Source organism: Paenibacillus sp. HW567 (assembly GCF_000374185.1).
Lineage (GTDB): Bacteria > Bacillota > Bacilli > Paenibacillales > Paenibacillaceae > Paenibacillus_AQ.
In genome coordinates this window covers 3,845,862-3,872,622 of record NZ_KB910518.1, presented here as the reverse complement: position 1 = coordinate 3,872,622, position 26,761 = coordinate 3,845,862, and the positions used below count along the sequence as shown (strand labels likewise).

General features: G+C 50.7%; 22 protein-coding genes. 19 read left to right on the top strand and 3 right to left on the bottom strand.

The features are described 5' to 3' along the window. The 8 genes from B212_RS0117640 to glnA all read left to right on the top strand — a co-directional run bounded on the left by B212_RS0117640 (position 1) and on the right by glnA (position 10,474). Positions 1-1,056, top strand: coding sequence for a HAMP domain-containing sensor histidine kinase (locus tag B212_RS0117640; RefSeq protein ID WP_051128179.1), 1,056 nt, complete (start codon positions 1-3; stop codon positions 1,054-1,056). 44 nt (positions 1,057-1,100) lie between these two features. Then, on the top strand, positions 1,101-1,754 hold the full coding sequence (locus B212_RS0117635) for a response regulator (RefSeq protein WP_028530902.1): 654 nt from the start codon (positions 1,101-1,103) through the stop codon (positions 1,752-1,754). A 696-nt stretch (positions 1,755-2,450) separates the two neighbouring features. Next, positions 2,451-4,124 carry a S1C family serine protease gene (locus B212_RS0117630; RefSeq protein WP_019912275.1) on the top strand — a complete coding sequence of 558 codons (1,674 nt, stop codon included), beginning with the start codon at positions 2,451-2,453 and terminating at the stop codon, positions 4,122-4,124. Between the two features lie 221 nt (positions 4,125-4,345). Continuing rightward, on the top strand, positions 4,346-5,032 hold the full coding sequence (locus tag B212_RS0117625; RefSeq protein WP_019912274.1) for a response regulator transcription factor: 687 nt from the start codon (positions 4,346-4,348) through the stop codon (positions 5,030-5,032). 2 nt (positions 5,033-5,034) lie between these two features. After that, complete coding sequence (locus B212_RS0117620) at positions 5,035-6,483, top strand: sensor histidine kinase (RefSeq protein ID WP_019912273.1); 1,449 nt, start codon at positions 5,035-5,037, stop codon at positions 6,481-6,483. Positions 6,484-6,542: 59 nt separating this feature from the next. Then, positions 6,543-7,499: a 4-hydroxy-3-methylbut-2-enyl diphosphate reductase gene (locus tag B212_RS0117615; RefSeq protein WP_019912272.1), complete on the top strand. Its 957-nt coding sequence runs from the start codon at positions 6,543-6,545 to the stop codon at positions 7,497-7,499. Between the two features lie 221 nt (positions 7,500-7,720). Beyond that, positions 7,721-8,767 carry a 3-deoxy-7-phosphoheptulonate synthase gene (gene aroF, locus B212_RS0117610; RefSeq protein ID WP_019912271.1) on the top strand — a complete coding sequence of 349 codons (1,047 nt, stop codon included), beginning with the start codon at positions 7,721-7,723 and terminating at the stop codon, positions 8,765-8,767. Positions 8,768-9,049: 282 nt separating this feature from the next. Then, positions 9,050-10,474, top strand: coding sequence for a type I glutamate--ammonia ligase (glnA, locus tag B212_RS0117605; protein WP_019912270.1), 1,425 nt, complete (start codon positions 9,050-9,052; stop codon positions 10,472-10,474). Positions 10,475-10,652: 178 nt separating this feature from the next. On the opposite strand, the gene B212_RS0117600 is transcribed toward glnA, so the two are convergent. After that, on the bottom strand, positions 10,653-11,696 hold the full coding sequence (locus B212_RS0117600; RefSeq protein WP_019912269.1) for a LacI family DNA-binding transcriptional regulator: 1,044 nt from the start codon (positions 11,694-11,696) through the stop codon (positions 10,653-10,655). 345 nt (positions 11,697-12,041) lie between these two features. On the opposite strand from B212_RS0117600, the gene B212_RS0117595 reads away from it, so the two are divergent. The 8 genes from B212_RS0117595 (at position 12,042) to B212_RS0117560 (ending at position 21,104) form a co-directional block, all read left to right on the top strand. Further along, positions 12,042-13,403 carry an ABC transporter substrate-binding protein gene (locus tag B212_RS0117595; protein WP_019912268.1) on the top strand — a complete coding sequence of 454 codons (1,362 nt, stop codon included), beginning with the start codon at positions 12,042-12,044 and terminating at the stop codon, positions 13,401-13,403. Positions 13,404-13,504: 101 nt separating this feature from the next. Then, positions 13,505-14,398, top strand: a complete 894-nt coding sequence (locus tag B212_RS0117590) for a carbohydrate ABC transporter permease (protein ID WP_019912267.1) — start codon at positions 13,505-13,507, stop codon at positions 14,396-14,398. Further along, positions 14,398-15,234, top strand: a complete 837-nt coding sequence (locus B212_RS0117585; protein WP_019912265.1) for a carbohydrate ABC transporter permease — start codon at positions 14,398-14,400, stop codon at positions 15,232-15,234. The genes B212_RS0117590 and B212_RS0117585 overlap by 1 nt, the downstream gene beginning before the upstream one ends. Positions 15,235-15,261: 27 nt before the next feature. After that, on the top strand, positions 15,262-18,000 hold the full coding sequence (locus B212_RS0117580; protein ID WP_019912263.1) for a GH36-type glycosyl hydrolase domain-containing protein: 2,739 nt from the start codon (positions 15,262-15,264) through the stop codon (positions 17,998-18,000). Between the two features lie 89 nt (positions 18,001-18,089). After that, positions 18,090-18,977 (top strand): hypothetical protein, encoded by an 888-nt coding sequence (locus tag B212_RS0117575; protein ID WP_019912262.1) that lies wholly within the window; start codon positions 18,090-18,092, stop codon positions 18,975-18,977. 105 nt (positions 18,978-19,082) lie between these two features. Then, on the top strand, positions 19,083-20,171 hold the full coding sequence (serC, locus tag B212_RS0117570; RefSeq protein ID WP_028530900.1) for a 3-phosphoserine/phosphohydroxythreonine transaminase: 1,089 nt from the start codon (positions 19,083-19,085) through the stop codon (positions 20,169-20,171). A 90-nt stretch (positions 20,172-20,261) separates the two neighbouring features. Then, positions 20,262-20,726 carry a tRNA (uridine(34)/cytosine(34)/5-carboxymethylaminomethyluridine(34)-2'-O)-methyltransferase TrmL gene (trmL, locus tag B212_RS0117565; protein ID WP_019912260.1) on the top strand — a complete coding sequence of 155 codons (465 nt, stop codon included), beginning with the start codon at positions 20,262-20,264 and terminating at the stop codon, positions 20,724-20,726. Between the two features lie 123 nt (positions 20,727-20,849). Next, positions 20,850-21,104, top strand: a complete 255-nt coding sequence (locus B212_RS0117560) for an AbrB/MazE/SpoVT family DNA-binding domain-containing protein (RefSeq protein ID WP_019912259.1) — start codon at positions 20,850-20,852, stop codon at positions 21,102-21,104. 244 nt (positions 21,105-21,348) lie between these two features. On the opposite strand, the gene B212_RS0117555 is transcribed toward B212_RS0117560, so the two are convergent. Both B212_RS0117555 and B212_RS0117550 read right to left on the bottom strand, forming a co-directional pair. Further along, positions 21,349-22,416 carry a phosphodiester glycosidase family protein gene (locus B212_RS0117555; RefSeq protein ID WP_019912258.1) on the bottom strand — a complete coding sequence of 356 codons (1,068 nt, stop codon included), beginning with the start codon at positions 22,414-22,416 and terminating at the stop codon, positions 21,349-21,351. Then, positions 22,413-22,820, bottom strand: a complete 408-nt coding sequence (locus tag B212_RS0117550) for a hypothetical protein (RefSeq protein ID WP_019912257.1) — start codon at positions 22,818-22,820, stop codon at positions 22,413-22,415. Before B212_RS0117550 ends, B212_RS0117555 begins: the two co-directional genes overlap by 4 nt. Positions 22,821-23,099: 279 nt before the next feature. On the opposite strand from B212_RS0117550, the gene B212_RS0117545 reads away from it, so the two are divergent. From B212_RS0117545 to B212_RS0117535, 3 genes are all read left to right on the top strand, one after another. Next, positions 23,100-23,756: a response regulator transcription factor gene (locus tag B212_RS0117545; RefSeq protein ID WP_019912256.1), complete on the top strand. Its 657-nt coding sequence runs from the start codon at positions 23,100-23,102 to the stop codon at positions 23,754-23,756. Between the two features lie 67 nt (positions 23,757-23,823). After that, positions 23,824-25,041, top strand: coding sequence for an aminotransferase-like domain-containing protein (locus tag B212_RS0117540; RefSeq protein ID WP_019912254.1), 1,218 nt, complete (start codon positions 23,824-23,826; stop codon positions 25,039-25,041). Between the two features lie 232 nt (positions 25,042-25,273). Continuing rightward, complete coding sequence (locus B212_RS0117535; protein ID WP_019912252.1) at positions 25,274-26,731, top strand: glycoside hydrolase family 1 protein; 1,458 nt, start codon at positions 25,274-25,276, stop codon at positions 26,729-26,731. Positions 26,732-26,761: the final 30 nt, after the last annotated feature.

Below are 26,761 nucleotides of genomic sequence, written 5' to 3'. Positions count from 1 at the left end.
ATGGGGAGATTATTAAGCAACACCAAATGGATGCTGCTGGTATATTTTCTGCTTAGCGGCGCAGTGACCGCCGGAATTATGTATGCCGGGACATGCCTTGGCTACATCGAGGTTCAGGATTACCGCATGTGGCTGTATCTCTGCCTTGGAATTGTGCTGTTCACAGTGGTGATCGGTTATATGGCCGGGCAGCGGATTCAGCGGCGGATTGATCATCTGGACCTGAATATGCTGCAGGTGGCCAAAGGCAATCTTTCCGTGCGGATGCCGGAGAGCGATGACCAGTCTTTTGCAAGAGTGTATCATGAGTTCAATATGATGATGGATACAGTCGAGAATAAGATGCAGCTTCTGCAGCGGTTGGGTGAGCAGGAAGTGATTGAGAAGGAAAAGGCAGCGGAGAGCGCGGTGCTTGAAGAGCGGAGGCGAATGGCCCGGGATTTGCATGATACGGTGAGCCAGCAGCTTTTTGCGATTCATATGTCCGCTTCTTCGCTGCCTAAAGTGCTGGAGCGGAATGCGGAGCATGGGCAGACGGTCATGAATCAACTGATCACCATGTCGCAAATGGCACAAAAGCAGATGAGGGCACTGATTGCCCAATTGCGTCCGGTGGAGCTGGAAGGCCGCAATCTATTCGAGGCGCTCGAAAAATGGTTCCCGGATTATTGCCGTCAGAACGGACTTAAAGGCGTCAAGGAGCTGGAGCTGCAAGGCGAGCTGTCCGAAGCGATTGAGCACCAGTTGTTCCTGATTATTCAAGAATCTATGGCGAATATTGTTAAGCATGCGGGCGCGCGTGTGGTCAGCTTGTCGCTGCGTGAAGTGCCGAGGCAGGTTGTACTGAGCATCAGCGATGACGGGCAGGGCTTCGAGCATGTGCAGCACAAGCAGGGCTCCTATGGACTGACTACCATGCGGGAGCGTGCAGAAAAGCTCGGCGGTCAAGTGGAGATTATCAGCCGCAAGGGAGCAGGAACTACAATCCGCGTACATATACCGAAATTTGTGCAGGGGAACCCGGAGCCGGACGATGCCGCTTCTGCGGAGGCCTGAGCATGGACAGAACCAGTGTATGATAAGAGTTGAGGGGAGAGAACATGAGTATGATAAAAGTGCTGCTTGTGGATGATCATGATATGGTTCGGATGGGCCTCAAAACATATTTGATGCTGGACCCGATGTTTGAGGTGATTGGCGAGGCGGCGGACGGGCAGACCGCACTAAGCATGCTGCGCGATTGGGGCCAGGATGCCCTGCCTGATCTGGTGCTGATGGATCTGATGATGCCGATGATGAACGGTGCAGAGACTACGCGGGCTGTGCTGGCAGAATTTCCGGGCCTCAAAATTGTCATTCTCACCAGCTTTCTGGAGGATGATCTCGTTGTGGATGCCATCGAAGCCGGGGCGGTCAGCTATGTGCTCAAAACCGTCTCTGCCGAGGAGCTGATCTACGCGCTGCAAGGGGCATTCCGCGGCATGCCGGTAATGACCGGCGATGTCTCCCAGGCCCTGACCCGTGGCATCCGCCAGCGTACCGTGCAGGGGGATTCCTCCGGCCTGACCGAGCGTGAGAAGGAAGTGCTGCTGCTTATTGCCGAAGGCAAAACCAACAAGGACATCGGCGAGGAGCTGCACATCAGCATCAAGACTGTGAAGACGCATGTCAGCAACCTGCTGATGAAATGCGAGCTGGATGACCGCACCCAACTGGCGATATACGCCCACCGCAAGGGCTGGGCTCAGGGTTAAGGAGCCGCTTGTGGTGAAATCAAGAAGTTTGCCAGAGGATTTATCCGAGCCTATAAACATCCAATTGTATTCCGTGCAGCTATTTCGCGTGAATCCAGCTATTATTTTGTTCTAACTGTATTCAGTACAATTAAATCTTGAGCATAAGCTCTTTACTGAACAATTTGGGGAAAATAAATGTACGGAGTACAATTATCCCGCCGGATGCGGCAAAATTCGCTGATTTAAATGTACGAAGTGCAATTAAGTTATGGAGGAAGCTTTCTATAGCTTTACTTTCGGTAGCGTAACTCTCATTTCTAAAATGTAATCGAGTATAATTTATAGTTTTTGTTTTCAGCCCGGCGCGTTTTGTGCGCTCGGGCTTTTTTTAGGGGGGAGCGGAGCGTTCCCCCTCTATCCATTCGCGATTACAATAGCGAATGTTCCATCCCTGCTTCCCTGCCCAGGGCCCTAGTGTCAGAGTGGAAAGTTTACGGCCGCCTTTGAACTCTTGTTCCACCCGCAAGGGTAAGTTCAGGGAACAAGAGTTCAACAGCGGTGGAACCTGACACTAGGGCCCCCCCACCCACTTTCATCTTTTATCTCCGTTTAAATTGTTTTTAATGTGACCTTAAGGTTCAAAGTACACAATAAGACCATGAAAACAAATTACTTCCTTGCCAGAGACGGCAGGGTGCGGGAGGAAAGAAAAACATGGACGACAACAAAAACAGCTTTGACCGTGAGAACAACTTTAATCGTGATAATGAACCGTCACCGGATCGGAATCGGGAATGGGATAACAATACAAACAGCAATAATAATGAAACGCCTGAAGCAGGATCCTCCTACTATTATTCCTATGGACCTTTTAAATCCTTGAACAATGATGACACGAATACAGACGATGCGCAGCACTACAACCGCCGGGAACCGGAGCGCGTAGAAGTTAATCCGCCGCAGCCGGTCAGACCGGTTCCTTACAGCACTTCACTCCGCACAACGGGCTTTGGCGGCAACGGCAGCGATGGAAGCGGAGGTAGCGGCGGCAACGGCTCAGAGGGTGGCAACGGCTGGCAATACAACCACAAGCCCAAGAAGCCTGTAAAAGCGGTTTTGATTTCTTTTCTGGCCGGGATGATCGTGCTTTCGGGTTCGATGTTCATGGCGGATCGCGGCAACTGGTTCACAGGAGATCCGGTGGCTGCACCGGCATTGTCAAATACAGCGGCAAAGACGGCTAACGGCAGCGCGAACGTTACACCTGCGGCATCAACGACAACGCTGCTCACCGGAACAACCGATGCTTCGAAAGTAGTAGATGCTGTTGGACCGGCGGTTGTCAAAATTGAGACACTGGTGAAAACGAATTCCAGCAGAAGCTCGAATAATCCGAATCTGAGCGATCCTTTCTCGCAGTTCTTCTTCGGTGATCAATTCGGCAGCGGCTCTTCCGGGTCCAACAATTCGGATTCACAATCCAATTCCGGCAACAGTTCTTCTCAGCTTACTCCTTACGGGATTGGAACAGGCTTCATCTATGATTCAGCCGGATATATTTTGACCAACCAGCACGTCATTGATAATGCCGATGTAATCCAAGTCACGGTGGACGGCAACACCAAGCCTTACGAAGCTAAACTGCTCGGCTCCAGCAAAGACCTGGATTTGGCCGTACTGAAGATCGAAGGCAGCAACTTCCCTACAGTGGCGCTTGGTGATTCGGACAGTATCAAGGTAGGCTCCGAAGTGGTGGCTATCGGTAATCCGCAGGGCTTCGACCATACGGTTACAGCCGGTGTGCTCAGCGCGAAAGACCGCAGCATTGATATCAATGAAGAAGACGGCAGCGGCACACGCAATTACAAAAATCTGCTGCAGACCGATGCGTCCATCAACCCCGGAAATTCCGGTGGTCCGCTGCTGAACCTGAACGGTCAGGTCATCGGAATGAACGTAGCTGTTAGCACGGATTCACAAGGTATTGGTTTTGCCATCGCTGTGAACACCATTAAACAAGTGGTTGACAAGCTGGAAGCCAATCAGGCAATTCCAAAACAACCCGTACCATTCATCGGCGCATCGCTTATGACCATTACGGATGAGGTAGCCAAACAAATGGGAACGAATATCAAAGAAGGTTCCGTGGTTGCCGAGGTTATCTTCAAATCGCCAGCTTACACCGCCGATCTCCGTCCTTACGATATCATCACAGGGGCGAACGGCAAGAAATATGCAACGAGCCAGGAATTGATCAACTATATTCAAACGCTGAAGGTAGGCGACAAAATAACCCTTAACGTTGTTCGCAACGGCAAAAATCTTGATCTTCCCGTTACCGTCGGCAACAAAAATGATTTCAACACAACGCAAACTCAGCGGCAGTAAACACACCGGACGGTGAAGTGAAGAGCGGAAGGGGAGACCCTTCCGCTTTTGCTGCAAATATAAGAATTTATATGTTTCACCCTATAAATTATCCTTCTATTTCTCGCTGAAACGGATACCGTCCTTTCAAGGACGGCGTAGCCGTTTCCACTTGACAGGCTGCTAATTCTTGTAATCATGATACAATAGAGATATACGATTAGAACAATGGGGGCTGCTGGATGCGACCGAATATTTTGATAATTGATGATGATGAAAAGATTATTTCCATGCTGCGCCGCGGTCTTGCCTTTGAGGGCTATGACGTAAAGACTGCGTCCAATGGAGCTGACGGCTTGCGCGCTGTATTAAACAGTGATCCGGATGTGGTTGTGCTGGATGTTATGATGCCGCAGGTGGACGGCTTCGAGGTATGCCGGCGTCTGCGCGAAGGCGGGAGCACAGTGCCTGTACTCATGCTAACGGCCAAGGATGAAATTGAGCACCGAGTAAAAGGGCTTGATCTAGGTGCAGACGATTATTTGGTGAAGCCGTTTGCACTGGAGGAGCTGCTGGCCCGGGTGCGCGCGCTGCTGCGCCGCAAAAGCGAGCAGGGAGGCGGCTCGGAGCAGGCAGTCGCCTACGAGGATATTACGCTTGATGTTGATTCGCGTGAGGTTGCCCGCGGCGGCAAACGTCTGGAGCTGACTGCGAAGGAGTTCGAGCTATTGCATCTGTTCATGCAGAATCCGAAGCGGGTGCTGTCCCGCGATTTGATCATGGATAAGATTTGGGGCTATGACTATAGCGGGGAATCCAACGTGCTTGAGGTGTACATTGCCATGCTCCGCCAGAAAACCGAGGAGCACGGCGGCAAAAGACTGATTCAGACGATCCGGGGAGCCGGTTACATCCTAAGAGGTGACTAAATATGTCAATACGATTGCGGCTGACTGCTTGGTATTCAGGGATTTTGGCCGTTATGCTGCTGGCCTTATCAGCCGCAATTTACGGATTTGTATATTTTAATACTTATGGTGATATAAAAGAGCGATTGAAAGATCAGTCGAATCAAGTTCAGCTCAAACCGTCATGGAACATTGATGGTACACTGAAACTCAATCTTGTGGGGATTCAGGCACAGAATCTGTATGCGCAGATATACGTTTACGATGCCAAGGCGCTGATTCCAAGCATTAATATGGAGAGCCTGGGTCTTAAGTTCAAAATTCCTGACCAGGATGTCGTCAAGCATCAGCAGGGATTTATACGGACGAGTTACGATGGCAATCCATTTCTGATGTACCAGATTGCTGTGGATGTACCTAACGGACAAGACACGTTGCCCGGAGTACTTCAGGTAGCAGCCTACGTGGGCGAGCAGGATCGGCTGATGGTGAATCTGAAGAACATCCTGATGGTCGGTTCCTTCGCTACCCTTATCGCGGCCTTTACCTTCGGTCTGTTCCTGGCCCGTAAAGCAATGAGCCCCATCGGCAAAGTCATTGAAGCGGCGAACGGGATTCAGACCGGAACCGATCTTAGCTCACGCATCGTATATGACGGACCGCAGGATGAGATCGGACGGCTGATTCAGACGGTCAACAGCATGCTTGGGCGGATGGAAGGCTTTTATTCAGAGCTTGAGGATTCCTATGCTACACAGCGCCGCTTTGTATCCGATGCTTCGCATGAGCTGCGGACACCGCTTACAACAATACGCGGGAATATTGATCTGCTGCAAAAGGTCTGGGAAATGGAACCGACCGAAAGCCGGATGACAGAAGCGGAGATCCGCCAACTGTCGATTGAATCGGTGAAGGATATCGCCGACGAATCCAAGCGCATGAGCCGCCTGGTTGCCGACATGCTGTCGCTTGCCCGGGCTGATACCGGCCGGACGTTTGACATTGAACCGGTGGCGCTGGAGCCGATGATGACCGAAGTAGCCCGCAGAGCGGCCTTCCTGCCGCGGCAGGCGGAATGGTCCGTAGGAGACCTCAGCCATTTGAACGGCAAATATATTGTCGGCAACAAGGATTATCTGCAGCAGATGATGTTTATTTTTATTGACAATGCCTTCAAATACACCCCATCCGGCGAGGTTACACTGGACGCTGTGTTTTACCAGAACCAGGTGGGCATCCGCATCTCGGACACTGGCATTGGAATGGATAAGGACGAGGTTCCGCATATTTTTGACCGTTTTTACCGCGCTGATGAATCGAGAGGAATTACGGAAGGAATCGGTCTGGGGCTGTCGATTGCCAAGTGGATTATTGATGAGCACGGCGGTTCCGTAGAGGTGGTTACACGCCAGGGCGAGGGGACTACCTTTGTGATCTGGCTCCCGCTTCTCTTTGCTCCGCCTCTGGAATAGGGTATAATTAGAAACGGTCCTATTACAGCAGTCAACGACAGCAGAAAGCCGGTGAATTCATGGAAGTCATAAAAATTTCTCCCCGGGGCTATTGCTATGGCGTCGTCGATGCCATGGTAATGGCAAGGCAGGCCGCGCAAAATCTTGATTTGCCCCGGCCGATTTATATACTGGGCATGATTGTGCATAACAGCCATGTCACCAATTCGTTCGAGGACGATGGAATTATTACGCTTGACGGACATAACCGTCTTGATATTCTGGATAAAGTGGACAGCGGCACAGTGATCTTTACCGCTCATGGCGTATCGCCGGAGGTGCGCCGGCTGGCCCGGGCGAAAGGGCTGACCACAGTGGATGCCACCTGCCCGGATGTGACCAAGACACACGATCTCATTAAGGAGAAGGCAGAAGAGGGTTACGAGATTATCTATATCGGCAAGAAAGGCCACCCGGAACCCGAAGGGGCTGTCGGCATTGCGCCGGGTCATGTTCATCTGATTGAAAAGGAAGAAGAAATTTCCGAATTGTCTGTATCCTCCTCGCGAATTGTGATCACGAACCAGACTACGATGAGCCAGTGGGACATTAAGCACATTATGAAGAAGCTGCTGGAGAAATTCCCCGGAGCGGAAGTGCACAATGAGATTTGCATGGCTACCCAGGTGCGTCAGGAGGCTGTAGCGGAGCAGGCCGGACAATGCGATCTTGTTATCGTTGTCGGCGATCCGCGCAGCAATAACTCCAACCGTCTGGCCCAGGTGTCTGAGGAAATTGCCGGTGTGCCTGCGCACCGTATTTCCGATGTGTCTGAGCTGAATACCGGTTGGCTGCAGGGAATCTCCACAGTGGGAGTTACCTCAGGCGCTTCTACGCCTACACCAATTACGAAAGAAGTAATCAACTACCTGGAGCAGTACGATCCTGCCCTCCCTGAGACTTGGGAAATCAAGCGTACCGTGAACATGTCCAAGCTGCTGCCGCCGGTGAAGAACAAGAGCGCAAGCGCTACCTGATTATGATGTAGCTGCAGAATTAATAGAAGAGCACATAATTCCCATTCAGGGAATGTGTGCTTTTTTTTCGTACAACTAGAGCTGGGAATACAGATTGACTAATACAGCTTAATGAGTTAAAATTGCTTTAGTGCTTAAAAGCGTACACGCGTCGTAGCGAAATAGTATTTGTGATTTTCAGTGCCATTTTAACAATTTTTGTCCAGAAGGGGAGCTAGAATATGATCGTAATAACATCTAATCAGACACCGCAGGAGCAGGTTAATGAGATAATTGCTGTAATTGAAAAAGAAGGGCTGCAGGTTCATCTCTCACGGGGTGCGGATCATACCGTAATCGGTCTTGTCGGCGGAGTTACTCCTAAGCTGGCCGAGCATCTCCGGCAGATGAAGGGTGTGGAGAACGTGGTAAAGATCTCCAAGTCCTACAAGCTGGCGAGCCGGGACTTCCATCCTGAGGATACCATTATTGATATCCGCGGCGTGAAGATCGGCGGCGAGCATCTTGTCATTATGGGCGGGCCTTGCGCCGTGGAATCACCGGAGCAGATTGATGAAATCGCGCGTTTGGTCAAAGCCTCCGGCGGTCAGGTGCTGCGCGGCGGAGCCTTCAAGCCGCGGACCGGTCCATACAGCTTCCAAGGGGTAGGTGTGGAAGGTCTTACGATGATGGCGGAAGCCGGAAAACGTCATGGCCTGCTGACCATCACAGAGGTTATGACACCGGAGTATGTTGATATTTGTGCGGAGCATGCGGATATTCTGCAGGTGGGCACACGGAATATGCAGAACTTTGACCTGCTGCGCAAGCTGGGAACCTGCGGACGGCCTGTGCTGCTCAAACGCGGCTTCAGTGCCACTTACGATGAGCTGCTGAATGCGGCGGAATACATTCTCGCCGGCGGCAACCGCGATGTTATGCTGTGCGAGCGCGGTATCCGTACCTTTGAAACCTACACACGCAATACGCTGGATCTGTCTGCCATCCCTGCACTCCAGAGCTTGAGCCATCTTCCGGTTATTTCTGATCCGAGCCATGGTACAGGACGGCGTGAGCTGGTTGAGCCGATGGCCAAGGCATCGGTTGCGGCAGGTGCCAACGGGCTGATTATCGAAATGCATACCGATCCGGATAATTCCATGACAGGCGATGGTGTTCAATCTCTGTTCCCTGAGCAGTTTGACAACCTGCTGAGAGACCTCGAGAAGCTGGCTCCGCTTGTGGGCCGCAAGTTCTCCGCTTCGCTTGAAGCGGCTCCGGTGCTCTAAACTGCGGATCATAAAAGGCGTTCTACCAGTCCTCCATCCCGCTTTCGGGCGGGGAAAGAGGACTGTTTTTGTACATAGCAGGGCAAATATGACACTTGTTTGGCCTAAATAATCATTTTTCACGAAAGCGTTAGAATATCTTACATTGTTGAAAGAAATACCTGACATAAGCATTGACGATGTTAGGTTCGGGATTTATAATGACAACAGCAAAAAATTAAAAACAAGAACATTTGATACTGTGAGCGGCCTAATGTTCGGAATTTGGGGAGGAATTTATTCATGTCGGTTGAAAAAGTGTTGCAGACGATCAAAGAGAACAATATCGAGTGGGTGGATTTTCGTTTTGTAGATTTGGGTGGACGTGCCCACCATATTACGCTTCCTGCATCGGCAGTTGAAGAAGAAACATTTGTGAATGGTGTTGCATTCGACGGTTCTTCCATTAAGGGATTCCGTGGTATTGAAGAATCTGACATGGTAATGATGCCTGATCCGAACGCTTCATACATTGATCCTTTTACAGCTCATCCGACGCTTAACATTATGTGCGATATTTTCACACCTGATGGCGAACGTTACGAGCGCGATCCACGCGGTATCGCCGTAAAAGCTGAAGAATTCCTGCAAGCAAGCGGTGTAGGTACCGCAGCATTCTTCGCACCTGAATCCGAGTTCTTTATCTTTGACGATGTTCGCTATGAGAGCGGCATGAATAGTTCTTCTTTCTTTGTAGATTCCGAAGAAGCGGCTTGGAACACTGGCCGTAAAGACGAAGGCGGCAACCTTGCATTCAAAGTAGCTGTAAAAGGCGGCTATGTGCCGGTAGCACCAGTGGACTCCCAGCAGGATATCCGCAGTGAAATGTGCCGTCTGCTTGGTGAAGCAGGCCTTGAAATCGAACGTCATCACCATGAAGTGGCAACTGCAGGCCAAGCGGAGATCAACTTCCGTTTTGACACCCTGAAGAAAACGGCTGACAACCTCCTTACTTACAAATATATTGTGCAGAACACTGCTCGCCAGTACGGTAAAGTAGCAACGTTCATGCCAAAACCGCTGTTCGGCGACAATGGTAGCGGTATGCACGTTCACCAATCCATTTTCAACGGCGATTCTCCTTTGTTCTACGAAAAGGGCGGATATGCCAACCTGAGTGAGATGGCTCTGAACTACATCGGCGGTATCCTGTATCATGCTCCGGCATTGATCGCGCTGACCAACCCAAGCACCAACTCGTTCAAACGTCTGGTTCCTGGTTACGAGGCACCGGTTAACCTGGTGTTCTCCAAAGGTAACCGTTCCGCTGCAGTCCGTATCCCGGTAGCGGCTGTGACACCTAAGGGCTGTCGTATTGAATTCCGTACTCCTGACTCCACAGCCAACCCTTACCTGGCATTCTCGGCAATGCTGATGGCTGGTCTGGACGGAATCAAGAAGAAGATTAACCCGATCGAATTGGGATATGGTCCTCTGGACAAGAACATCTACGAATTGTCTGACCAAGACAAGGAGAAGATCCGCAGCGTTCCAGGTACACTGGACGAAGCCCTCGATGCTTTGGAAGCTGACTTTGAATTCCTTACAGAAGGCGGCGTATTCACTAAGGACTTCATTGATAACTACATCGCTCTGAAACGTTCCGAAGCTCAAGCGGTTGCCATTCGTGTTCATCCGCATGAATACTCCCTGTACTTCGATGTATAAGATTGCAGCGATATAAGAGATTCACATTGAATGATAAGAAAAGACAGCGAACTTCGCTGTCTTTTTTTTTTGCATATATGCCCCAGTATGGGCGTCATCTCCAGGCTGAGGATAGCAGGGCATGAGAAGGAGGGCCTCAGAGCCCTCTCATGCCTTCACAGCGGCGCAGTGGTGCATTTCAGAAGTGAGAGTCCAGACCCGGCTTAGCAGCCCCGCAGGACTCCCGTACAATCAATTCCGGCTCGACAATGAAGGAGCTTGCGCCGGATTGGCTGTTAATGAGGTCATACAGCATGAGCGCGGCTAGCCGCCCGATTTTCTCTTTGTTTTGCCTGATCGTGCTCAGCGGCGGCGTTGTATAATGGCATGCTTCGATATCATCGCAGCCGATCAGCGCAAGCGTCCCGGGAACCGGAATAGCGGCTTCTTTAAGCGCACGGAGCGCTCCGATGGCAAGCTGATCGGAGGCTGCGAAGATCGCCCGGGGCAATGGCCCGGCGGCAATCATCCGGCGCATCGTTTCATAACCGCTGGCCTCAAAGAAATTTTCCCCGTTCAGGAACCAACTCTCATTGATCTGCAGCCCCAGATCCTCGATGGCTTTGCGGTAACCGCTCTCGCGCATATTGGAGATATCCGATTCCAGGGTGCTGCCGATATAGCCCAGTTCACGATACCCCAGCAAATAGAAATGCTCGACGACCTTGGAGGACATCTTGTAGTTATCCGACATGATATAACCGGAGTTGCGGCCGGACAGCTTCATATCCACACCTATGCAAGGAATTGAACTGTTATCAAGCTGGCTGATTGAGGCTTCCAGCTCCTGCCCGGAGATAAGCACACAGCCGTCTACATTGTAATGCTGGCAGCGGGCCAGGTAATCGTTATTGTCCCCGCTTGGGAACTTTTCGTTAGAGAAGAAGAGGAGGTCGTAGCCAAGCAGCCCCATTTGCTTCTTGAAGGAATTCAGGACTTCGATAAAAAAAGGGTGGGTGAAATCAACATTCAGCATGCCTGCAAAGATGACACCAATTAGGCTTGAGGATTTGGTTGCCAGCGTTTTAGCCGAGTTGGAAGGGTTGTATCCGGTCTCCTTAATGATCTGGAGCACTCTGGTTCGGGTATCTTCCGAAATATCACTGTAGTTATTGATGATTTTGGATACTGTCGATACCGAAACCCCGGCTATTTTCGCTATATCTTTAATATTGTAAGTCATGACAAGTCCCCCTTTGTATAAAAATTGCTCTTAAAAGGTAATGAGAGAGGTATGTAAGCTGGTCAAAAATGATCGGAATGAATAATTACGAAATAGTTTCGTTATTCATTTTATAGATTTAGCAGAAAGTAGTCAATGAGAGATGTCAGAGATTTCAATACTTATAATAGGTGATTGCGTAAAAAAGCCGGAAAATCAAGGAATAAAAAATACTTTACAAAGATAATTAACGATGTAATAATAAAAACAACGAAACCGCTTTCGGTTTAATTGCTGAGAATATGCGTAATTTTACGAAACTGTTTCGTAAAGAAGCTATATCAATTTATTTTGGGGGGTAACAAAATGGTAAAGAAGCTTTCTGCGGTCTTGCTGAGTTCTGTGCTTCTGCTCTCATTATCCGCATGCGGAGGCAAAAATAACGCGAACAGTGAGGCTACTAATGCTCCGAAGAATGCGGCATCCGGTGAGAAGACAGTGATCAAGATTCTGCACTGGAAACAAGAGAACATTAACAAAGCTATCGAAGAAATTAATAAGAAGTTCGAGGAAAAGTATCCGGAATATAAAGTTGAGTACACAACAACAGGACCGGATGATGAGTTCAAACAAGCTCAAAGAGCAAGAATTACGGCAGGCGATGTAGACATTCTCGCCGACTTGTCCGGCATGAGACTGTCACCGAAGGATTGGACGCCGGGAGCGAAGGTGCCGGATTGGCAGCAATGGATTGACTCCGGCCTGATCGCTGATTTGTCCGGCGAAGCTTTCGTGAAGAATTACAACGTAAATGATATCGCCAAGGCAGGCACTTACAAGGACAAAGTGTATGCGATTCCAACCGGTAAAGTGGCTATGTCGGGATTTTTCTACAATAAGGAAATCTTTGAGCAGAACGCTCTGACGGTTCCAACTACGTGGACAGAGTTCACTAAAGTTCTCGACACTCTGAAATCGAAGAGTATTGTGCCAATCGTAGTTGCAGGTAAAGACGTATGGCCGCTGAAGCTGCCGGTGTTCGGTCTGCAAGCGAAGATTCTCGGCGGCGGCGACCAGCAGAAATGGATCGAAGGCGTCTGGAAAGGTCAAACCGCTTACAATGATGCCGAAGCAGTCGAAGTACTGGACAAAATGAAAACGCTTCAGGACAAATATATTATTGATGGATTTATGGGGATCGACTATGCAACAGCCCCGTCCTACTTTGCTACAGGAAAAGCGGCTCTGATCGCTGACGGAACTTGGGATGCTCCAACTATTGCTGCGGCGAATCCGAATCTGAAATTTGGTTACTTCCCTATTCCGGCTACTGAAGATGCTGCAAAAAACAAATCACTTGTCGGCAAATACGATGTGACCTGGTATGCAGCAGAGAAAGGCCCGAACAAAGCGGGCGCTCTGAAATGGCTGGAGTTCTTCTCCGAACCGGAGAACTATACAGCTTATGTTAAAGCTGCGGGTTTCCTGCCAACCCAAGACAATGTTAAGACGGACAGCGAGTTCATAGATAAAGAGCTGTCGCCATACCTGGCCGGCGATTTCGAGCTTGCTTATGAAATCCTGATGATTAACCGCAATAATGTCGGCGAGCACCTTGCTGCTGAAGGCGTTCATACCGAGTATCTGGCTCCGGGCGGAGAATTCAAGACTGCTAAAGAGCTGGCCGATGTGCAGCAAAAAGAATGGGAAGCCGCAGCCCCTAAATAAGCTATAAGCTACCAATATACTGTACATTTTCGGGGTCTGATCTGTTCAGGCCCCGATCATTTATGATCATTTATTGAATGAGGATTGGGTAGGTGAGAGAGATGTATCCATTCGGGAAAGGTTTCAGACGTTATGTGCCCTTCTTGCTGCTCATGGTGCCACTGGCGCTGTATATTATTTTTTACTTCGGCCCCTCGGTGCTGACGGTCATTTATTCTTTTACAGATATAACGAATGTGCCCGGAAGTCATATGAAATTTGTGGGTCTTGAGAATTATCGCAATGTATTTTACTCGGGAAATTCAGGCGAGCGCGTGGACTCCATTATTAGAACGGTTTATTTCATGTTCATTGTAACGGTTGTGCAGAACGGTGTTGCTCTTCTGGTCGCTGTGGTCATCAATCAGAAGCTGAAGGGTGACTACTTCTACCGCGCGGTATTTTTCCTGCCGGTTGTGCTCGGTGTCGCTGTAGTTGCACTGATGTGGAGCATGATGTTCGATCCGCTCAGCGGCCCTGTCAATGAGCTCTATCATTCTTTGTTTGGTTATAAGGACATGTTCTTCGGAAGCTTCACCCATGCGTTCAGCTATATTATATTTGTGCAAATCTGGATGTATATGGGCTATTCCATGCTGATCTTCCTGGCAGGACTCCAATCGGTGCCAAAGGATCTGTATGAAGCGGGATATATCGACGGTACAAGTAAATGGCAATCCTTTAAAAATATTACGTTCCCGCTGATCGCTCCTTCCTTTACGGTCAATATGCTCCTGTCGATCATTGGTGCCATGTCCACCTTTGATATTATTCTGGCGACCACGGACGGACGTTTTAATACAAGAACTATGGCCTATGACGTATACAAAGAAACCTTCCGCGGCAGTCTGGCGATGGGGCTTCCTTCGGCGTTGTCGGTGGTGCAGTTCCTGATGATTCTGGTCTTCGTCGTGGTTGCGGTCAGACAGATGCGTAAGAGAGAGGTGGAATATTAATGAAAGAATCCAAATCCGCCACAATCCTCTCCTACGCTCTGGTCGCTGTACTGGTTGTACTATACGTTGTACCGATGCTGTTCGTCTTCAATGTGTCGTTCAAATCCTTCAACGATTACCTGCTGGACCCGATCGGACTGGTTAAAAATATTCAATGGGGCAACTACAAAGATGCCTGGGTGCAGGGCAATTTCTCGAACTATTTCCTGAACAGTCTGCTTTACACCGGTGTTGCTACGATATTGACTTTAATTGTCTCGCTTTTTGGCGCTTTTCCGGTGGCGAGAGGGTATGTGAAGTGGAGCGGCTTTATTTATCTCTTCTTCCTGATGTCGCAGTTTTTGCCGAATCCGATGGTGGCTCAGTTCAAATTGATGCTGGCGCTGAAACAGGATCTCGGGTTCGTGGGCTATGATACGAAGCTGGGTTATATTTTGCTGAAAACAAGCGGAACCGGCATCGTGTTCATGATGTTCACCGGATATATCAAGTCGATCAGCCGCGAGCTGGACGAAGCGGCAGGCATGGACGGCAGCGGCTACAGCCGTTATTTGTTCCAGATTATCCTTCCGCTGATGAAGCCGGTTATTGCGACAGGTGTTATCCTGACGGCGATTGGCATCTGGAATGACTTTGTCGGTCCGGTGATGTATTTGCCGAGCCCAACCCATTATCCGATAACCTTTGGTCTGAAGGAATTCCGCGGGCAATACGGCAATAACTGGCCGATGCTGGCCTGCGGCATCATGATTGTATCGGCTCCGCTGATCGTGCTGTACACCTTCATTCAAAAGTACATTGTAGACGGTGCGCTTGCAGGCGCAGTTAAAGCGTAAGCTGCAAAAAAAGAGAGGATGAACACAGTGGACCGTAATCAAATCAACGGCTGGTACTTCACCGGCCAAGATGGGGAGTTCAGGCTGCAACAGCCGGATCGCAGCAGCTTTTTATATTTTCCGCTGGTGAATGAAGCTGGCATGATGTCATCGGTGACTCCAAAGCTGCATGGACAGGCGGCTTCCGGCCATAATACGTTTCTGACCCCTCCGTTATCGGTGGAGGATTTGCATAATTCCCGCGCCTCCCGCAATTTCTGGGTATACGCCGAGGGAAAGGGAGCGTGGTCGGCCTCCGGAAATTCAGCCAGGCAGAATGCGGCTGTCTATACCAACCATGCTGACGAGGCGGTTCTGGAGGCAGGATTTCTCTGGCACCGGGTAACCCGCAGCAACAGAGAGATGGGGATCACAGCCGAAATTACCAGCTTCGTGCCATGTGGCAATGATAAGGCAGAACTAATGAAGGTTGTTCTTACGAATACAGGAGATGAGACGCTTGTCCTAACGCCGACAGCCGCAGTTCCGCTTTATGCCCGGTCGGCGGACGATGTGCGGGATCACCGGCATGTTACCTCCCTGCTGAACCGGACCTATACGTCAGCGTATGGTGTGGAGGTTCAGCCGGCTTTGTCGTTTGATGAGCGCGGCCATCGCGTGAACCACGTCTCTTATGGTGTATTCGGGGCGGAAGGTGACGGTAGCAGGCCGGTAGGCTTTTTCCCGGTGCAGGAGGAGTTTATCGGAGAAGGCGGAAGCCTGGACTGGCCTGAAGCTGTCGTGCTGAATGCCGCCCCCGCTGTCCCGGCAGGCGGAGGCGTGCATAGCGAGGGGTATGAGGCGCTGGGCGGAATCCGGTTTGCGCCTGTTTCCCTAGAGCCCGGAACCAGTCATGCTTATGTCCTGGTGATGGCTATCGGGGATGAAAGGTTAGATGTGCCTGCACTGATGGGAGCATACGGATCAGCAGCGGCATTTGACTGCTGTCTGGAGGAGAATAAAGCATTTTGGTCCGCTAAGGTGAACACGGTGCAATTTCATACCGGTGATCTGCAGGCAGATCAATGGATGAAATGGGTGACCCTGCAGCCTGTGCTTAGAAGACTCTACGGCAACTCCTTCCTGCCATATCATGACTATGGCAGAGGCGGGCGAGGCTGGCGGGATCTGTGGCAGGATTGTCTGGCACTGCTTATTATGGAACCGGCGGAAGTGCGGGGGCTGCTCCTGAACAATTACGCCGGTGTGAGAATTGACGGCAGCAATGCAACCATTATCGGCCAGCAGCCGGGCGAGTTCATTGCCGACCGCAACAATATCCCGCGTGTGTGGATGGACCACGGCGCCTGGCCGTTCCTGACGACCCGGTTGTATCTGGACCAGAGCGGCGATCTGGATTTCCTGCTGCAGGAGCAGAGCTATTTCCGCGACACCTTTATGAGCCGTTGCCGGGAACGCGACACTTCCTGGGAGGAGTCTTCAGGCCATTATCTTAGAAACGCTGCCGGAGAGGTCTATAAAGGTACCATACTGGAACATATCCTGCTGCAAAATGTGGTGCCGTTCTTCAATGTCGGAGAGCATAACAATATTTTGCTGGAAGGCGCCGACTGGAATGACGGGCTGGACATGGCGGCAGAGAAGGGCGAAAGTGTAGCTTTCACAGCTTTCTACGCCAGCAATCTGCTGGATATCTCCCGTATGCTGCGCACTCTTAAGGAGCGCAAAAATCAAGTGACCGTGGAGCTGGCGGAGGAAATGACGCTGCTGCTGGATTCACTTGGCGAGCGTGTGGATTACGGGTCCGCGGCCGGTAAGCTGGAGCGGCTGAACAGCTTCTATGCCGCTGCGCCGAACAAGGTAAGCGGAATCCGGGTTGCTCTGGACACGGAGCGGGTGGCAGAGGATCTGGCGCAAAAGGCGGAATGGATATTTAACCATTTGCGCCGCAATGAGTGGGTGCAAAGCGAGCACGGCGACGGGTGGTTTAACGGTTACTACAACAATGACGGGGAGCGGGTAGAGGGAGAATTTGCCGAAGGCATCCGTATGACGCTAACGGGTCAGGTATTCCCGATGATGGGCCATGCCGCAGCGCCGGAGCAGATTCCCCATATCATTGCTGCGGTGGAGCGCAATCTGCTGGACGCCAACATTGGCTACAGGCTGAATTCCCGGTTCGGCGGCATTCAGCAGAATCTGGGCCGAGCTTTCGGCTTCGCCTTTGGCCATAAAGAAAACGGGGCGATGTTCAGCCATATGACCGTTATGTATGGGAATGCGCTGTACAAACGCGGATATGTGAACGAAGGGCGCAAAGTGCTGGAATCCTTGTATACGCTCAGCACCGACTTTGCAAGCAGCCGCATCTACCCCGGGATTCCCGAGTACATCAACGAGCAGGGCAGAGGACTATATACGTATTTAACAGGCTCGGCAAGCTGGCTGCTGTTAACGATGGTGACTGAGGTGTTTGGGGTGAAGGGCCGCCTTGGGGATCTGCTGCTGGAACCGAAGCTGGTCCGGGAGCAGTTTGATCAAGCGGGTAAAGCCGCGATTAAGACGATCTTTGCGGAACGTGAGCTGGAAGTGGTCTATACGTCCACAGGAAGCTCCGATTATGGTAAGTACCAAATACACTTCGCCACCCTGAACGGCAGCGTGGTGACGCTTCAGCGCGTCTCAGGGGGCGTTATTATCCCCCGGCAAGAGCTGGAGGCACTGAAGACAGGAGAATGCCATTTGATTGAAGTAACATTGGCATAACCACGGGAAGACCCAATCAGAGCGCCTGCACCGCTGCATACGGCGGGTGCAGGTGTTTTTTTGAAAGATAGAGAAAGGATGCGGCATTTATGGGCTACAAGCTGTCAAATGGTATTCTGACCGTCGATATTGCCGATGTTGGAGCGTATAACGGCTCCAGGTTCGATTGGACGGGGTTTATTACACAGGTAACACTAGAGCAGGGAAAACATACATTTTGCGTGCCGGAAAGTCAGGTTCCGGGAGAGGGCAGCGGGGGAATAGGCCTATGCAACGAGTTCGGCATTTCCCGGGCAATTGGATATGACGAGGCACCGGTAGGCGGATGGTTTCCGAAGCCCGGTGTAGGACTCCTGCAGAAGCAGACCCGCAGTCTATACTCTTTTACACATGATTACAAGGTGCAGCCATTTACTACCCAAGTAGAGGGAAATACCCATACAGTCACATATACCGTACAGGCCATGAAGTGCGGCGGTTATGGCATGCATTTGACCAAATCGCTTTCCTTGTGCCAAGATCAATTGAAGATCGCCTATAATATGGAAAATACTGGAGATAGGCCTTTCCAAACGGAGGAGTACATTCACAACTTCATCGGAATTGACGGTAATATGACAGGAAAGGAATATGAGCTGCGGGTTCCGGGCGTTCTTGCAGTAGAAGCAGCGGAATCGGATTACACCACTGACTTATTGCAGGTATCCGGGGATAGACTAGGCTGGAGGGAAGAGCCGGATCGGCCATTCTACTGCAAGCTGGGGGGCTGGGAGCCGGCGGAAGCCGGGTTCAATTGGGAGCTGGTTCATAAGCCGAGCGGAACGGGAGTTCGTGAAAGCGGGGATTTCCGTGTAGCCCGAATGGCTCTATGGGGAGAGCGGCATGTAATTTCTCCTGAAGTTTTTGTGAACATCAGCCTTTTACCGCGTCAAAGCGAGTGCTGGTGCCGGATCTATCAATTTTTCACCTCTTCATAAGCCCTGATCTTACCTCCCATGTGAATAATTATACTTGCTGGTGAGTAAGATTATTGCTATCATAGCGATATCCATATTCGTAGGAGAGAAAGGGTGGGGAGCAAGTTGAGCAAGAGAGCATACAATTTTAACGCTGGTCCGGCGGCATTGCCGCTTACAGTACTAGAGCGTGCGCAAGCGGAGTTTGTTGATTTCCGGGAAAATGGAATGTCCATTATGGAGATGTCGCATCGCGGGGCGGTGTACGAATCCGTGCATAATGAAGCTCAGGAACGTCTGCTTAAGCTCCTCGGTAATCCTGAAGGCTACAAGGTTCTGTTCGTTCAAGGCGGAGCAAGCACCCAGTTCGCCATGATCCCCATGAACTTCATCTCGGAAGGCCAAGTAGGCAGCTATGTAATGACAGGAAGCTGGGCAGACAAAGCGCTCAAGGAAGCCAAGCTTCTGGGAGGCGCACATGTTGCCGCATCGTCCGAGGATAAGAAGTTCCTGGCGATTCCTGAGCTAAGCAGCATTAAGCCTGCGGACAATGCAGCTTATCTGCATATTACTTCGAATGAGACTATCGAAGGCACCCAATATGCGGAGTATCCGGATGCCGGTTCCATTCCGCTGATTGCCGACATGTCCAGCGACATTCTAAGCCGTTCCTTTGACGTGAATCAGTTCGGACTGATCTATGCCGGCGCGCAGAAGAATCTCGGTCCTTCCGGTGTAACTGTGGTGATCGCCAAGGAAGAACTGCTGGCAAAGTCGCCTTCGACGATTCCGACCATTTTGCGGTACGACACGCATTACAAGAACAACTCTCTGTATAATACACCGCCATCCTTCTCTGTATATATGGTCAATGAAGTGTTAAAATGGGTTGAGGAGCAGGGCGGACTGGCTGGAATTGAAGCCAAGAACCGTGATAAAGCCGGGCTTCTGTATGATCACATTGATGGCAGCGACGGATTCTACCGCGGGGTTGCAGAACTTGGCAGCCGCTCGATTATGAATGTTACATTCCGTATGCAATCGGAAGAGCTGGAGAAGAAATTCGTCAAAGCAGCCGAGCAGGAAGGTTTTGTTGGGCTGAAGGGTCACCGCAGCGTAGGAGGCTTGAGAGCTTCCATCTACAATGCCGTTCCTTACGAGAGTGTAAAGGCGCTGTCTGATTTCATGAAGCATTTCCGGCAAACTCAAGGTTAATGAATGCAAATTTCTAGACCTTCCGCCTGTTGGCGGAAGGTTTTCTGCTTTGTACGCAGCTCAATCCGAAAGAGAGGAAGTTAACTTACTATGGCACTACACATTGTGCTGGTAGAACCGGAGATTCCGGCGAACACCGGCAATATTGCCCGTACCTGCGCGGCTACAGGCACTCATTTGCATCTGGTGCGTCCGCTTGGCTTCCGTACGGACGATGCCACACTGAAGCGGGCGGGCCTTGATTATTGGCATGCCGTTCATATTGAATATCATGACTCCTTTGGGGAAGTGCTGGAGAAATATGCGGATGGCCGCTTCTTCTATGCAACGACCAAGGCTGAGAAACGTTATACTGATTTTGCGTTCCGGGACGGAGATTTCTTTGTATTTGGCAAAGAGACCAAGGGGTTGTCTGCGGAAATTCTCGAAGCCGGCAAAGAAACGGCCATGCGGATGCCGATGAGCGAGGCGGTTAGATCGCTTAATTTATCCAACTCTGCGGCGATTATTGTCTATGAAGCGCTGCGTCAGATGGATTTCCCACAACTTTTCTAAAAGAAATCACGAATTTTTGATTTTTTCAGCAGGATTCGACATTTTGGTAACGAAATAGTAGAATAGTGCCGAAATAAGTAGTAGATACTAATTTTTAGTTGAACAGGAGAGTGTAAGTTAGATATGAAACCTGCTGGCGTAGTTAGAAAAGTAGATCAGCTAGGTAGAATTGTTCTGCCTAAGTCCTTGCGTAAAAGGTACCAAATGAATGAAGGAGATCCTGTGGAAATTTTGGTACAGGGCGATCACATCATTCTGGAGCGTTACCGTCCGAAATGTGTCTTTTGTGGATCAATGGAGGGCGTAAGCGAATATAAAGACCGTTATATTTGTGCCGAATGCCTGACCGAAATGACTCAATTGCCAAGACACGCCTAAGTAACAGCAGTGCATTCCCCGAGAATGTGCGCAAGAGGCAACATGTACATATGAAAGGCAGCAGTCGGCGTCCTCTTGGGGAATGCCCATAATGGCAGGCTTTTCTGTAAAAAGTGGGCTATAGCCAAAAAAGGGAGCGCCGCACATCAGTGCGGCGCTCCCTTTCATTAGAATTATTTTACTATAGTGATGATTCAAAAAGTCAAAGAGAACGACCTGCTGGCACCTCCAGGAGTAGCTGTGTTCACTTGAAAAAGAGAAAACTGGTAGGAACCCGGCGCAAATTTCCATCTGACGGATCGTTAATGACTCTGCCCTTGAAGATGAGGGAAGAAGAGCCGCCGCCATCCAGATTATAGGCGTCAATGACCCCCATGTTATACAGCTTGTTCTGAAGCTCCTCCAGCGTAGCGCCTGAATTGCCGCTCTCATTATAGCCGTCCGCTACCATAATCAGCAGTTGATCATCCTTGTACTTGCCGATAACTGTGCGCGGTGCACGCTTGGGAGATAGCTGCCATTTGACAGGGATAGCCACTTTATTGCTGTTCTTCAGCAGGACTGGCACAAAGGTTGCACCGAATACCGGCTGGAGCTGATCAAGCTGGGATTGGCTGTAGAATTTGCCGCCGATGAGCTGACCCGATTGGTTCAGGCCGACAAAGCTAAGGTCCTTATAGCTGGATTCAAAACCGTATACATACGCTCCGCCGACTATTGTCGTGGAAAGCGGGTAACGCTTGCTGCCCTTATCGGCAAATCCGCCAGCGTTGATCCCGGCGGTTGCGCCATAGCGGCTTACGGCCTGCAGTGTAGTCTCGGCTCCGCCGGTGCCATCGCCGGCCAGACTCATCTTCATGGCCGCAGGGTCTTTCAGCTTGATCTTTAAGGCGTAGGCTGTATAACTTCCCGGATTAAGCCGGTAGAGTTCGATGGTAATCCGGTCAGAGTTCACAATATCGGCGGGTATTCCCAGTCTCCCGGAAATCCGGCGGTTGTAGATTCGCTCAGGGCGCGAGGCCTCCGTCTTGGCCGCATTGACCAGTGCGTTCATGGTATTTGTGGTTTGCTTGTACAGCTTGGCGCTGGCGCTGATGGAATGAATCGTTGTAGAGGCTGCGGCTTGGGCAGCAGTCAAATCCTGCTTAAGTGCGGCCGTCTCCTTGACTGGGCCGGGAACGGCAGCGAATTGGCCAATATTCATATTCAGTTCAAGCGGCGGCTGATACCACCACAAGCAGAGCAGCAAGCCGAAGAACGGCGCGGTCAGAAGCATGAAGAAACGGTTGACTCTTTTGACCGGCGTCATCATTTCAGTAGATCCATTTCTTTTTGCAGGGCGGCTAGCTGCTTGCGGACTTCGCTCAGTTGTGTATACAGCTTGTTGCTGTTGTCTGTTTTGTTGCTGGCATTATCTTTGGTGAAGGTGAGCAGTTCGTTAAAGGTCTGCACAGTGTTCTGCAGCTCCTTCACCTGGTCGGAGAGAACGGCGATGCGCGATTCATAATCGGTCTTCAAAACGGTAAGCTGCTGCTGGCTTTGAGTGCCAAGCTCGTTTAGCACTTGTTCTTTAAGATGGTTGGTGTAGCTGTACACGGCATAAAAGCCGAGCCCGATCATCAAAATCCAGAACAGTAAAAACCATTTTACGGAAGATCGGCTTCTCGCCGCAGTACGGCGTGAGTGTACCGGTGTCGATTCCGCTAGCGGTTGCATTTGATCACCTCAGGCATATTTTATCAAGCTCCCATTCTATCAGACTTTTACAATTTTCGCAAAAGTGAAAGTACCTATGAAAACATGAAAAAGTGATTGCATACTATCAAACTACTGCGATACAATTTCTATAGATTGGAATATCTGATGGACGTATTCAAGGTAAAAGAAGGAAATACGAACAAGACATCATACATCCTTGCTTGCGTGTTGAACGGAAACGCTATAGCGTTCTCCATTCTGGGTATATTATATAGACAGCAGGAGGTCTGGGCATTAATGAGGAAGGTTTGGCGGGTGGTTATCGTGGGCTGTTACCCCACAAGCATGCTGGGTACGAAATTGATTTTGGAGGAAGGAGGGGAGCTTGAGGTTGTCGGGATGTTATCCACTTGGAACGAAGGGGTTGGCGGTATTCGGGAGACGCAGCCGGATTTGGTGCTGACGGATTATCAGATGCCCGAGGGAAATGTGGAAAGTGTGCTGCAGGAGATGAAAAAAAGCTCGCAAGGCTCCCATTTCATCGTTATGACGGAGGAGGAGGACAGAGACTTATTCCAGCCGCTGATTGAGCTGGGTGCCAGTGGTGTATTATCCAAGGGAGCCTCTTCCGATCAACTGCTGCAAATGATTAACGGTTTGCGTCAAGGGTTCCTCTCAATCCCCCTGGATTGGATAGAAAAAGGCTTTCGTCCGATTGCGTCCTCACGGGGAATGGACGGGCTGCTGCAACTGACCCAGACCGAAATGTTCATAATGGAACGGATTGTTCAGGGAATTACATATGATAAAATCGCTCTTGAGATTGAGGTTAGCCGCCGTTCCATCGACAACTATCTGCGCAAGATTTATGTGAAGCTGGAGGTGTCCACACGGGCGCAGGCGATTGAGAAATTCGCTCTTTTCTCCAGACAAAACAAGCAATTGTACGCATAGCCCCTGTTCAGCGACATATTGCCGGCCGGCAAGGAATATTCTTGGTACCAGGGAAAGGGGGAAGCGTATGAAATATGAGTTTTCTGCCCGCGCACATACATTGAACTCTTCACCGCTTCTGAGCATTCGTAAAGAGACGCGCAGAGGGATGCTGATTTCACTTGCGGAGGAGCTGCCGGCAGAAGAATTGTTTCCGTTGTCGCTGCTTGCAGAGACGGCCTCCACAGTCATCTCGGCAGATGCCGGGGCGCTGCAATACGGTGATCCTGAAGGGTATGGTCCGCTGCGGGAATGGTTAACCGGAGATTGGCTGAAGGCCAAGGGGGTAGCTGTTGCCGAAGGCGGAGTTCTGCTGACAACGGGAAGTCAACAAGCGATTGATTTGCTGTCCAGGGTATATGTCGATCCGGGAGACCGTATATTGGTGGAAAATCCGACCTCTCCGGGTATTCTGCAAGCGCTGCGGATGCAAGGGGCAGTGATTATCCCGGTTCAAGGAGACCGCGACGGGCTGCTGCCGGATCATCTGCGGACGCAGATTCGCCAGCACCGGCCCAAGATGCTGTTTGCCGCGCCGAGCTTTACCAACCCGAGCGGTATTCTCTGGAGCCTTGCAAGACGCAAGGAAGTGCTGGAGCTGTGCACCAGTCATGATGTGCTGATTGTCGAAGACGACTCCTATGGCGATCTGCATTTTCAGCGATATACCGAACGTCCGTCGGTGAAATATCCTTCGCTGTATGCGCTGGAGAATGTCAGCGAGGGCGGACATGTGCTCTACATCGGCTCTTTCAGCAAAACGGTCGCGCCTGCGCTGCGGACGGGCTGGGCAGCGGGCAGCCGCGAGCTGATCGGCATGATGGCTGCTGCGAAGCAGATGGCCGACTGGCAGTCCAGCTCCCTGAACCAGCGGCTGCTGCACCATCTGCTGGATGTGACGGCCTTCGATCTGCGCGAGCACATTGCGCTGCTGAACCGCGAATACAACACCCGGCTGAAGCTTATGGCTGAGCTGCTCAAGCGTCCCGCCTGGAAGAGCAGCAGCTATGATCTGCCGGCAGGCGGCATGTTCCTGTGGGTCTCGCTGCCGGCAGGGCTGGATGCGATGGCGCTGCTGAAAGCCTCGCTGGCTAAGGGCGTAGCCTTCCTGCCCGGACCGCTGTGCAGCGTGAGCGGAGGCTCTGGCCGCATCCGCCTCAACTTCAGCCATCCGGGCAGGGATGAGCTGCTGCTGGGCATGAATCTGATGAGCGAGGCAGTCACAGAGTTCACGGCGCGAAGCTGAGCCGGGCAGATTAATGATTTGAAATTTCTCAAAAGCTGTGTTAGGCTGATGTTAATTAAATCATCCTTAAACACATCGTTTCTGGATTGTTACTGGCCGTGCCAGGCAAAACCTAAACTGATGGTGAACATTTTGAGCCTTTGTAAGAAGGGTCAAATGATTTTGCCATATGTTTAGGTTTTTCTTGTTTTTGGCTATCATTTGAAATGTATAAGGAAGAGAGGGAATTGGAATGGCTAAAGTACAAAATGGATTTCCTGAACACTTTTTGTGGGGCGGCGCAACCGCTGCCAATCAGCTTGAGGGTGCTTATGATCAGGGTGGCAAAGGTCTGTCTACCGCAGATATGATCGCTTATGTGCCGAAGGAGAAGCGGCAGGGAGATCACGCGATGGAAATTTCCACGGAGCGGATCAGCGGGATTCTTGCCGGAGAAGTAAACGACAGATTTCCTAAACGGGAAGGTGTAGATTTCTATCACCGCTACAAGGAGGACATCGCTTTATTCGCCGAAATGGGCTTTAAGGTGTTCCGGATGTCCATCAACTGGTCACGGATTTTTCCGAATGGCGATGATGCGGAGCCGAACGAGCAGGGCCTTCAGTTCTATGATCAGGTTTTCGATGAATTGAATAAATACGGCATCGAGCCTTTGGTGACCTTGTCGCATTATGAAACGCCGCTCGGACTTACACAGAAATACAACGGCTGGGCCAGCCGCGAAGTGATTCAGCACTACGTGAAGTATGCCGAAACCGTATTCAACCGCTATAAGAACAAAGTGAAATACTGGCTGACCTTCAATGAGATCAACGTTATGGTGTTCAGTCCCTATACCGGAGGCGGGATTCTTTCAGACCGTCTGGAAAATAAGCTGCAAACGGTGTATCAGGCGCTGCATCACCAGTTCGTGGCCAGTGCGCTGGTGACAAAGCTTGGTCATGAGATTATTCCCGGCTCGCAAATCGGCTGTATGCTGGCCCGGATGGAGTCCTATCCGCATACCTGCAACCCGGCAGATGTGCGCAAGAGCCAGCAGGAGAACCAGATGAATCTGTTCTTCACCGATGTGCATGCCCGCGGGAAGTATCCGCGTTATATGGACCGGTATTTTGCAGAGAACAACATTGAAATTTCACGCGAGCCTGGGGATGACGAGATTCTTGCCGCCCACACGGTTGATTTTATCTCGTTCAGCTATTATATGACGCTAACTGTGTCGGCTGGTCCGGAAGGAGAAGCTACGGCGGGGAATTTGCTGGGCGGGATCAAGAATCCGTATTTGCAGGCCTCCGATTGGGGCTGGCAGATTGATCCGGTGGGCCTGCGCATTACGCTGAACCACTTGTATGACCGCTATCAAAAGCCTTTGTTCATCGTCGAGAACGGACTTGGTGCGTATGACCAGGTAGAAGCCGACGGCTCCGTCCATGATCAGTATCGGATTGATTATTTGCGGCAGCATATTGCGGAGATGAAAGAGGCCATTAAAGACGGCGTTGAATTGCTCGGTTATACGAGCTGGGGTCCGATTGATTTGGTGAGTATGTCCACCTCGGAAATGTCCAAACGGTATGGTTTCATTTACGTGGATCTGGATGATGAGGGAGCTGGCACACTGAACCGCAGCAAGAAGGATTCTTTTGAATGGTACAAGAAGGTCATTGCGTCGAACGGCGAAATTTTGTAAATAACAAAGTACAAGAAGGGTGGAAAAGAT

Bases quoted from the DNA above. Each gene is read 5' to 3' on its own strand.
- B212_RS0117640 (WP_051128179.1), top strand. From the start codon at position 1: ATGGGGAGATTATTAAGCAACACCAAATGGATGCTGCTGGTATATTTT.
- B212_RS0117630 (WP_019912275.1), top strand. From the start codon at position 2,451: ATGGACGACAACAAAAACAGCTTTGACCGTGAGAACAACTTTAATCGT.
- B212_RS0117550 (WP_019912257.1), bottom strand. From the start codon at position 22,820: ATGCAACCGCTAGCGGAATCGACACCGGTACACTCACGCCGTACTGCG.
- B212_RS0117615 (WP_019912272.1), top strand. From the start codon at position 6,543: ATGGAAGTCATAAAAATTTCTCCCCGGGGCTATTGCTATGGCGTCGTC.
- B212_RS0117540 (WP_019912254.1), top strand. From the start codon at position 23,824: ATGAAATATGAGTTTTCTGCCCGCGCACATACATTGAACTCTTCACCG.
- B212_RS0117575 (WP_019912262.1), top strand. From the start codon at position 18,090: ATGGGCTACAAGCTGTCAAATGGTATTCTGACCGTCGATATTGCCGAT.
- B212_RS0117545 (WP_019912256.1), top strand. From the start codon at position 23,100: ATGAGGAAGGTTTGGCGGGTGGTTATCGTGGGCTGTTACCCCACAAGC.
- B212_RS0117625 (WP_019912274.1), top strand. From the start codon at position 4,346: ATGCGACCGAATATTTTGATAATTGATGATGATGAAAAGATTATTTCC.
- B212_RS0117595 (WP_019912268.1), top strand. From the start codon at position 12,042: ATGGTAAAGAAGCTTTCTGCGGTCTTGCTGAGTTCTGTGCTTCTGCTC.
- glnA (WP_019912270.1), top strand. From the start codon at position 9,050: ATGTCGGTTGAAAAAGTGTTGCAGACGATCAAAGAGAACAATATCGAG.
- B212_RS0117600 (WP_019912269.1), bottom strand. From the start codon at position 11,696: ATGACTTACAATATTAAAGATATAGCGAAAATAGCCGGGGTTTCGGTA.
- trmL (WP_019912260.1), top strand. From the start codon at position 20,262: ATGGCACTACACATTGTGCTGGTAGAACCGGAGATTCCGGCGAACACC.
- B212_RS0117590 (WP_019912267.1), top strand. From the start codon at position 13,505: ATGTATCCATTCGGGAAAGGTTTCAGACGTTATGTGCCCTTCTTGCTG.
- aroF (WP_019912271.1), top strand. From the start codon at position 7,721: ATGATCGTAATAACATCTAATCAGACACCGCAGGAGCAGGTTAATGAG.
- B212_RS0117585 (WP_019912265.1), top strand. From the start codon at position 14,398: ATGAAAGAATCCAAATCCGCCACAATCCTCTCCTACGCTCTGGTCGCT.
- B212_RS0117560 (WP_019912259.1), top strand. From the start codon at position 20,850: ATGAAACCTGCTGGCGTAGTTAGAAAAGTAGATCAGCTAGGTAGAATT.
- B212_RS0117620 (WP_019912273.1), top strand. From the start codon at position 5,035: ATGTCAATACGATTGCGGCTGACTGCTTGGTATTCAGGGATTTTGGCC.
- B212_RS0117555 (WP_019912258.1), bottom strand. From the start codon at position 22,416: ATGATGACGCCGGTCAAAAGAGTCAACCGTTTCTTCATGCTTCTGACC.
- B212_RS0117635 (WP_028530902.1), top strand. From the start codon at position 1,101: ATGAGTATGATAAAAGTGCTGCTTGTGGATGATCATGATATGGTTCGG.
- B212_RS0117535 (WP_019912252.1), top strand. From the start codon at position 25,274: ATGGCTAAAGTACAAAATGGATTTCCTGAACACTTTTTGTGGGGCGGC.